Source organism: Gemmiger formicilis, from assembly GCF_900167555.1.
Taxonomy (GTDB): domain Bacteria; phylum Bacillota; class Clostridia; order Oscillospirales; family Ruminococcaceae; genus Gemmiger; species Gemmiger formicilis.
In genome coordinates, this window is record NZ_FUYF01000039.1 from 1 (window position 1) to 8,480 (window position 8,480).

Below are 8,480 nucleotides of genomic sequence, written 5' to 3' on the forward strand. Positions count from 1 at the left end.
GAGAAAATGACTATCAAGTTGGAGCAGGTCATTGAAGCGATTGAAATGTCCGACGATTTCTTTACAAGTTTTTGGGATACTAAAACCGGAGAAACTGTTGCATATTCGGAATAAAAGGAACAAACGGTTGTTGTTTGCGTTGCCATACATCGCCGCTTCCCGCAAGCCACAAACAATGCCGCTGCAGTTGCGCAACGCAACCACAGCGGCATTGTTTTTGCCTTTTACACTTTGACCTTTACCACGACTTTTTTTACCGCGCACGCGCCTGCGGCGGTTTGGCGGCGGGGGGCGTGGGCATCCTCCGGCGGGACGATGGCAAAATTGCCCGCTTTCAGGATGATGCAGCCGCTCTCGGCGGGTTCCTCATAGAACACAAGGTCGCGGTCAGCATTGTAAGCCATGGCGGGCTTGCAGAGATCGCGCGGCGCATAGCCGAAGCGTTCCTCGCCGGAGACGACGAACTGCAAGTCAAAATATTTCTCGTGGCTCTCGAACGGCGCGTCCGCATCGGGCAGCGTCGTGTACGCCTGCACATTGGCAAAGACCTCGTCGCCATCGATGGGCGTGTTGCCCAGCGGCAGGGCAGCCAAGTCTGCCGTGCGCAAAAACTCGAACGCCTTTTTGAACTTCGGGTCAAGGTAGTTGTATTTCTCGGCCAGCTTCAAATTTGTTGTCAGCATGGCTCATTCCTCCTTCATCAGATCGCAGATTTCCGCATACAGTCCGCAAGCGGCCTGCGCGTCATAGGGGTAGACCAGCAGCACATCCAGCGCGTAGGGGTTGAAGTCCAGCCCCAGCAGCTGCTTCGCGAACGCCATCGCCGCGATCTCCGACAGGCAGACGATGCAGCTTTTGTTGGAGAACGGTTTGCGCCACAGCTCAATTTTCTCGGTGCGGGTATAAATATCAGGGTTCGCTTCCTCAACGGCGTGGAACAGCTCGTGGGCAAGAATGATGCTTTGCAGCTTGGCGCGGGCGGGGAGTAAGCCGCCCAGCGTTTCAGCTTTGTCAAGACAGTCAGTGAAGATCGTGATCTCATCCGGCTGCACAAACTGGGCGAACAGCACCTGCCCACCGCCCGCGGGCGTGGCCGGGGTTTTCAGCTTCAGCCCCAGTTCGCCGCAAAGCGTCAGCGGGTCGCGGGTGTCATGTTCCGCGGCCAGCTTGTCCGCCCACTCCGCGCCGCAGGCATTGGCGGCGGCGGTGTAGGCATCCTTTTGCTGCGGGGTGAATTTTCCCTCCAGCGGCTCACGGCTGAAGGCGTACCGCCCCCACTGCCGGTCATCCAGACTGCGGAGATACGCCGCCATCTCCGCGGGCGGCACATCGGGTGCAGCGGGCGGCTCGGGCTGGTTCAATAGTCGCTTGAAAAAGTCCGTCATGGCGTTTCTCCTTTTTTAATTACAGGCTGTTTTTCGCGCCGACGATGATCACATCGTCGCCGGGGTTGATCATCTGCATTTCGACTTCCATCAGCATCATGATCTTGTCGAGGTCCACCGAGCCGGAGAAGTCCATCACGCGGGCACCGGCGCAGATGTAATAGTCAGGCCGCAGAATGGCATCCTGCTGGTAGATGGCCAGCTCCTCCCACAGCTGGGAGACGATGTTGCGGTAGCTGCCTGCCTTGCACAGCACAGCCTTGCCATCGTTGCGCTGGACTTTGATGAAACCCTTCTTGTCCAGGATGCGCAGCGGGTGCTTGTTCTTGCGGTCAAGACCGTAGACAAAGAAGTTCTTCGTCGCGCCCTCCAGCTTGACCTCGGCAGTCGTGGCCTTCAGGTCGTCGGCGGCCAGCTGGGCGGCCTCCTCGCGGGTACATTCCTTCAGCAGGTCGGTCGTCTTGACCTCGGTGGAACCGAGGGCGATGGCCGTCAGCTTGGAGGTCTGCGGGTCGATTTCGATATGCACATCGACGCTGTCCGGCGTTGCGCCGCTCTCGACGGCCTTGTCGATGGCTTCCGCCTTGATGGAGCGGATGTCCTCCGGCGTGGGGTTAGGCACAACGCGCTCAACGACGTCGCGCACCATCGCCAGTGCAACACCGATGGAGGAAATGACCTCGGCGTTTTCGGGGATGGAATAGCGCAGCCCCATCTTGTCAGAGCAGAAGCCGATCAGGGCAGCTGCACCGCCGCCGACACCGACCAGACTGATCTGGTCTTTTTCCAAGCGGTACTTCGCGGCCAGCTCGGTGATGACCGGCTCGATCTTCTCGTAGGCGCGGGTCAGGATCTGGGTAGCGACCTCCTCGACAGTCTTGCCCATGTAGTCCGCCAGCGGCTGCATAGCCTTGCGGGCAGCGTTGGCATTGCCGTAGGCGAAGTTATCGGGGGAAATCAGCCCCAGCACATTCGCGGCACAGGTGTTGGTGATGGTGATGCGCTTGCCGCTTGCCAGCTCGATGGCGACATAGTCGTCGGGGTCGCCCTCCTTCGGGGAGAAGAAGATGACCTTCGGGTCAACAATTTCTTCCTCTGGGGTAAAGACGGCGTAGTCCATGCCGGCAATGTGCGCCGAGCGCGGACCGACATCCTTGACGCCGTTCTTGTCAGCGCGCACCATCGAGCCGCCCGCCACGCCCAGAACGCGGACGTCCAGACTGCTGATGTAGGTGCGGTGACCGCCGACGATGGAGTAGTCGATGGCGGGGCGGCCGTCCTTGATGACGCCGATGTTCGTCGTCGTGCCGCCAACCTCAAAGTAGACGCCGTTGGACGCACGCAGGTACATCAGGCTGCCCATAACGGAGGCGGCGGGACCGGACAGCATCGTCAGGACAGGGCGCTTCTTCATCTCGCTGATTTCCATAACGCCGCCGTCGCCGCGCATGATCATCAGGGGAACTTCTACGCCCGCGCTGCGGACGCTCTCCTCGGTCTCATTGGCGGTGTTCAGCATCTTGGGCAGAATGGAAGCGTTGATGGCGGCGGTGCGGGTGCGGCGGGTCAGACCGTACAGCTTGGTAATTTCGCTGGCGGCGGTAGCCTCCAGCCCCATCTGCTTGGCAATGCCGCAGACGCCGGTCTCATTCTCCATATCATCAACGCCGTAGACCTCGCTGGCGACGATGACCTGTGCGCCCTCGCCGGTCAACTCCTGAATGGCGGCCTTGACCGATGCGTCGGACAGGGTATCATCGACAAGATAGCGGTTATGCAGATGGATGGAACGCCCGGAGCCGAGGTCAATGTCCTTCAGATTCGTCTGCGCCTTGGCGATCCAGCCGCCGGGGCCTTTGCCGCCGATGCCGATGACGCCGACCTGTGCGACGTCGCCCTCGATCAGGGCGTTCGTCGCCTGCGTGGTGGAGTGGGCGACAAAGATAACATCCTTGGGGTCGATGTCGTTTTCTTTCAGGCAGTTTTTGAACGCCTGCACAACGCCGGTGGCAACACCGGCCTTGTCGTCGTGGGTGGTCTTGACCGAGGATTTGCCGATGATCTCGTGGGTCGCGTTGTCGATGGCGACGGCCTTGGTATGGGTGCCGCCGACGTCGATGCCCATGCGTACTTTTCTTTCACTCATTTTTCCATTCCTCCTCAGCCGAACATGACAAAGGTGATGACCTGCATGACGGCGCAGGTGATCCATGCGTAGGGCAGGGTCTTTCTCAGGTGCTCACGGGTGGAAACCTTGGCGTAGCTGACGCCCCATGCAATCCAGCTCTGGGTCATGCAGATGGAGACATTCATCGTGATGGAGGGAATCACCATCAAAGCGTACAGGTACGGCGTCGAGAAGCCGATGCCTTTCAGAATGCCCAGCGTAGCCGCGCCGCAGCCGAACAGAGTAAACGGACCGCGGAACAAGCCAAGGGGTGCCAGCACCGCAAAGAAGATGCTGATGACCAGTGTGCTGTTCGGGATGATGCCGCCCAGCAGTGCGTTAAAGTAGGGCACGCAGAGTTCGGCAGACTTGTTGAAGATGGGGATCATGAGCAGGAAGCCGACCAGCGGGGCGGTGTCAACAACACCGTCGTAGAAGTCCTTGTTGATGGTACGGCATACGCCGCGGAAGGATTTCATCTTGCCGCAGACCAGCATAGCGTACAGGCTGGCAAGGGTGAAGCCGAGGATGATGGGCACCTTGAAGATGACCAGCAGCAGGACCGGCAGGATGGGGGCGATCAGTGCCTTGGTCGGCACATAGCCGGGGCGGGCGCGGCGGGCCGCGGAGGCTACCCACGCATGAACAGTCTTTTTCTTGCGCAGGGAAACGGCGGTCATAACAATGACCATGCCCAGCTGCACCAGCATACCGATGACAGCCCAGCGCAGACGGGCGGGGTCGTCATAGGTGATAAGCTGCTTGCCGTTCTCATCGAGGAAGAAGGCGAGGAACTGACCGCTCAGAACCGGGTTCAGGTACATGCCCGCGCCGACGCTCATCATAAAGGAGCCGACGGCCAGCACCTTGGGGATGCCAAGGCTCATAAGGATGGGCAGGATGATGACGCCGATGGCGACGACTGCACCCGCGCCGAACAGGGTGGAGAAGATCGCCGTGGTTACGATGGAGAGCAGTACGCTGATGACGATGGGCTTATCGCCGCCCAGCTCAACGGTCTTGCGGATCAGTGCATCTGCGATGCCGGTTTCCAGCAAAACGCGGCCAAACCATGCGCCGAACACGACGTTGACCAGCACGCTGCCCCAGCCCTCGGGGCCGGATTGGTAAACCTTTGTGATGGCGTCCACAAAGCTGATGTCTGTAACGCCGGGATAAGCCGCAATAAAATCAGGGTTGGTGGCAAACGTGTTGCCGAACAGGGGCAGTACCGTCCAGAGCGTACCGATGATGAGCATACCGATCATCAGGTTGCCGCCGCGTACCGCGTAGACTGCCAGCCCAAAGAAGGAAGCCAGCAGCAGTGCGCCGATAACATATTCCATGATTGTGCTCCTTATAGTTTTTCTCGTTCCTTCAGCAAAATTTGCTGCACCTCGCGCAGGTCTTTTGCACGGTAGTTCCAAAGATGTTCGCTTTCTGCCGGGGCGGGGGTCAGGTCCGGCACGACAATGGCCGGGCAGCCTGCCGCTTTCGCCGCTTGCAGACCGTTTGGGCTGTCCTCCAGCACGACGCAGTGCGCGGGGTCGGCGTGGATAGCCGCCGCTGCCGCCAGAAAGATGTCGGGCGCGGGCTTGGGTCGCGCGACCTCCGGTCCGAACACTGCCGCCGTGAAGTACCGCTCGACATCCGTTTGCTGCAAGTAAGCCAGCGCCTTTTCGCGCCGGGTGGACGTTGCCAGCACTGCCGGGATGTCCGATGCTTTCAGCCGGCGCAGCAGTTCCCGCAGCCCCGGCTTCACCGGCACGCCGTTTGCAGCGATGACCTCGTCCGCATAGCGCAGCCGCAGGTCGTGGGCCGTGTCATACAGACTGCCCGGTATCGCCGCGTTGAAAATTTCGCGGCAGCGGTCTGTGCCTGTGCCGCGCATGGCGGCGATGATTCCCTCCGGCAGGTCGATGTGCAGGATTTCGGCGGCCTTGTGCCAGCCGTCACGGCCAACGCGCTCGGTGTCGAACATCAGGCCGTCCATGTCAAACAAAACGCCCTGCAGCATCTTACATCTTCAGCACGGATTCCCAGACTTCCTCAATAACGGGAACGCCCAGCTCCTTGTTTTCCTTGATGTTCTTCAGCTCCAGCTCGCCGGGGTAGTAGACCTCGCCGCCCTCGGTGACAGGCTCGCTGCTCTTGACGTCCGCCAGAATGGCGTCCACAATGGCGTCGGTCTCCTCAACGGTGTTGAACTTGGCCGGGTCGATGGCGATCATGATCTGGGTCAGACCGATCTCGTCGCCGAAGGTGCCGATGGTATGCACGGAGTTGCCGTTCGTCAGAACAGTGGCGATCAGGTCAAGGGCGATGGACAGACCGCTGCCCTTCCAGTAGCCCATCGGCAGCACGCGCCAGGTTTTCTCGATCTCGGCGGGGTCGGTGGTCAGCTCGCCCTTTTCGTTGTAGCCGCCGGGAACGGGCAGCTGCACACCGCGCAGGCGGCAGTCCTCGATTTTGCCGTAGCTGAACTGGCTGACCGCGCAGTCGATCATCGCGTGCTCACCGTTGGAGCGAGGCACTGCCATGATAAGCGGGTTGTTGCCGATTTTGCGGTCCTTGCCGCCCCATGCGGGCATGTTAGGCATCGTGTTCGACCAGCAGATACCGATGCAGCCGTGGTCAGCTGCCAGCCAGCCGTAGGTGCCGCCGCGCATCCAGTGGTTGTTGTTGCCCAGCGCCACAACGCCGACGCCGTTCTGCTTGGCAAGCTCGCAGGCACGGTCCATAGCACGCTTGGCGTTCAGCGGGCCGAAGCCGCGGTGGCCGTCCCAGCGCTCGATGCTGCCCATACTGGACACGCAGGTGGCGCGGGCGGCGGGGTCGATCTCGCCCTTTTCCAGATAGCTGACCACGCGGGGGAAGCGGTTCAGACCGTGGCTGAACACACCCGCCAAGCTGTTCTGGGCAAAGATGATGGCGGCATCCTGCGCGTCAGAGGCGGTAAAGCCTTTCTTTTCCAGTACGCGGGCAAACTGGGCGACCATTTCTTCATAAGGTACACGTTTCATTTTACATTCTCCTTTGTTTTCGTGCGTTTGTCAAATCTGTGCGCCTGCATTGGTTGTGTAAGCGCTTACTTTAATTGGATTATATTCTTTGCTTATGAGTTTGTCAATAGATTTTATGTAAGCGGTTACAATTTGGAGAATGCTACAAATTCACCTGTTAAGTTTTATACAATTTCACTGTAACCGCTTACATTATGTAAAACAAAACAGGCCACTTTTGTCCAAAGTGACCTGTCGAGAAGTTATCTTTCTATGGTTATAGCTGCCGTGACGTGCTGCGGGTCGTCGGGGACGCCGCCCCCTACAACGGTAACGCCTTCCATTTGGAGGGAAGGTGCCCCGCAGGGGCGGATGAGGGGCTGCGCTGCCTATATTGCCCTCTCGCCTGTCACTGCCCTCAGCTCGTCTCCCCCTGCGCCAGCTCCGGCTGCAATACGACAGAGGAATACGCTTCGCTGCGCTCGATGCTGCTTTCCAAAAGCTGTACGCAAAGCAGTGCGACCTGCTCCGGCTTGTTGTCGATGGAGGTCAGCACCGGTTCACACAGGTGCGCATAGTCGGAATTGTTGAACCCCACGACGGCGACCTGCTCCGGCACACGCAGCCCCGCGCGCAGCAGGGCTTTCAGTGCTCCGGCTGCCGTCAGGTCTTCGCCGCAGACGATGCCGGATGCCAGCGTCTCGCCTGCTTCCAGCACATGGTCGGCAAATTCCAGCCCATTGCGGCGCATGGCTTCCAAAAAGCCGTCGCGCTTGGACTTGGCACTGTCCGTGTCGCGGTCCTTGATGTAGTAGATATTCTTGCGTCCGCGCGCAACGAGATGCTCCACCGCCAGCGAGACGCCGTATTTATCGTCTACCGTGACCGAGTAGGCGTTGGGCAGGTCGAGCTTTCCGTTTGCCAGCACCACCGGCACGCCGGAAAGCAACTTTTCCATCTCCGCCCCCTGGCAGATCGTGTCAAACACCGAGCCGACCAGCACGATGCCGTCCACCTGCTTCTGGTTGACGGCCTGCAGGTAGCGCAGCGTTTCTGCCCGGTCACCGCCTGTGTTGCAAAGGATGACCTCATACCCACGGCGGCTGAACTCCCGCTCAATGGTATAGGCGGTGCGGGCGTAGTGCGGTACGCGGATGTCCACCGTCAAAACCGCGACGGTACGCATAGATTTGCTCACCATACCGCGTGCAATGGCGCTGGGGGTGTAGTTGTTCTGCTTTAAGATAGCCTCCACCCGCGCACGGGTCGCCGCGCTGACCGTGCCTTTGTTGTTCAGCACGCGGGAAACCGTGGCAATGGAAACGCCCGCCTCCTTGGCAATATCGTAGATGTTCATGACTTCCTCGCTGTCCGCCTTTGCCGCAGCTGCGGCGTTGTAAGCACTTACACTTTTCTTACAGCATACCGCAGTGCAATGCGGTTGTCAAGGTGTCTGCGTAACTCTTTTGGGAAAGTGAATCAGAACGGATTCACTTTTTCGAGTCAGGATTTTTGGATGAATCTAAACGGATTCACTCTGAAATTTATACAAATTTATATGGCTGTCCGGTTTGATTGCTACCGTTTTGGGGCAGACATGTTTTGCTAGCATAGCATGTGGTCATCCACATGCACATTTCTGGGGTGTACCCCAGACCCCCTCGCTGCTCTTGTGTGACGATAGTGACGCAGATGACGCTTGTGACGCTGTTTTGAGGATATCCCTATACCATATCCCAGATTCAGCGTCATTAGCGTCATCTGCGTCATTCCGATTTTGTGTTTATCGTAGTATCATTGTTTTTGTTTCGAGCAGTAGTAAACTGCAAGCGTCATTTCACTATAAGCGTGACGGTGGTGACGATGGTGACGGTGTTAGTGGGATAGGGTAAAGGGGTATATCAAAAACATCGTCATCACCGTCAG

At 58.9% G+C, this 8,480-nt stretch carries 7 protein-coding genes; all 7 read right to left on the reverse strand.

The features are described 5' to 3' along the window. Positions 1-224: 224 nt before the first annotated feature. The 7 genes from B5D32_RS13855 to B5D32_RS13885 all read right to left on the reverse strand — a co-directional run bounded on the left by B5D32_RS13855 (position 225) and on the right by B5D32_RS13885 (position 7,911). Complete coding sequence (locus tag B5D32_RS13855; protein WP_078785563.1) at positions 225-683, reverse strand: NanQ anomerase/TabA/YiaL family protein; 459 nt, start codon at positions 681-683, stop codon at positions 225-227. Positions 684-686: 3 nt separating this feature from the next. Then, positions 687-1,385 carry a hypothetical protein gene (locus B5D32_RS13860; protein ID WP_078785564.1) on the reverse strand — a complete coding sequence of 233 codons (699 nt, stop codon included), beginning with the start codon at positions 1,383-1,385 and terminating at the stop codon, positions 687-689. A 19-nt stretch (positions 1,386-1,404) separates the two neighbouring features. Continuing rightward, on the reverse strand, positions 1,405-3,531 hold the full coding sequence (locus B5D32_RS13865) for a hydantoinase/oxoprolinase family protein (protein ID WP_078785565.1): 2,127 nt from the start codon (positions 3,529-3,531) through the stop codon (positions 1,405-1,407). Between the two features lie 14 nt (positions 3,532-3,545). Continuing rightward, on the reverse strand, positions 3,546-4,898 hold the full coding sequence (locus tag B5D32_RS13870; protein WP_078785566.1) for a citrate transporter: 1,353 nt from the start codon (positions 4,896-4,898) through the stop codon (positions 3,546-3,548). 11 nt (positions 4,899-4,909) lie between these two features. After that, positions 4,910-5,569, reverse strand: coding sequence for an HAD family hydrolase (locus B5D32_RS13875; protein ID WP_078785567.1), 660 nt, complete (start codon positions 5,567-5,569; stop codon positions 4,910-4,912). A 1-nt stretch (position 5,570) separates the two neighbouring features. Continuing rightward, the gene (gene yiaK, locus B5D32_RS13880) at positions 5,571-6,575 is read right to left on the reverse strand and encodes a 3-dehydro-L-gulonate 2-dehydrogenase (RefSeq protein WP_078785568.1); all 1,005 of its coding nucleotides are present in this window, start codon (positions 6,573-6,575) and stop codon (positions 5,571-5,573) included. A 397-nt stretch (positions 6,576-6,972) separates the two neighbouring features. After that, positions 6,973-7,911, reverse strand: a complete 939-nt coding sequence (locus tag B5D32_RS13885) for a LacI family DNA-binding transcriptional regulator (RefSeq protein ID WP_078785569.1) — start codon at positions 7,909-7,911, stop codon at positions 6,973-6,975. Positions 7,912-8,480 lie beyond the last annotated feature (569 nt).

Bases quoted from the DNA above. Each gene is read 5' to 3' on its own strand.
- B5D32_RS13875 (WP_078785567.1), bottom strand. From the start codon at position 5,569: ATGCTGCAGGGCGTTTTGTTTGACATGGACGGCCTGATGTTCGACACC.
- B5D32_RS13870 (WP_078785566.1), bottom strand. From the start codon at position 4,898: ATGGAATATGTTATCGGCGCACTGCTGCTGGCTTCCTTCTTTGGGCTG.
- B5D32_RS13865 (WP_078785565.1), bottom strand. From the start codon at position 3,531: ATGAGTGAAAGAAAAGTACGCATGGGCATCGACGTCGGCGGCACCCAT.
- B5D32_RS13860 (WP_078785564.1), bottom strand. From the start codon at position 1,385: ATGACGGACTTTTTCAAGCGACTATTGAACCAGCCCGAGCCGCCCGCT.
- B5D32_RS13855 (WP_078785563.1), bottom strand. From the start codon at position 683: ATGCTGACAACAAATTTGAAGCTGGCCGAGAAATACAACTACCTTGAC.
- yiaK (WP_078785568.1), bottom strand. From the start codon at position 6,575: ATGAAACGTGTACCTTATGAAGAAATGGTCGCCCAGTTTGCCCGCGTA.
- B5D32_RS13885 (WP_078785569.1), bottom strand. From the start codon at position 7,911: ATGAACATCTACGATATTGCCAAGGAGGCGGGCGTTTCCATTGCCACG.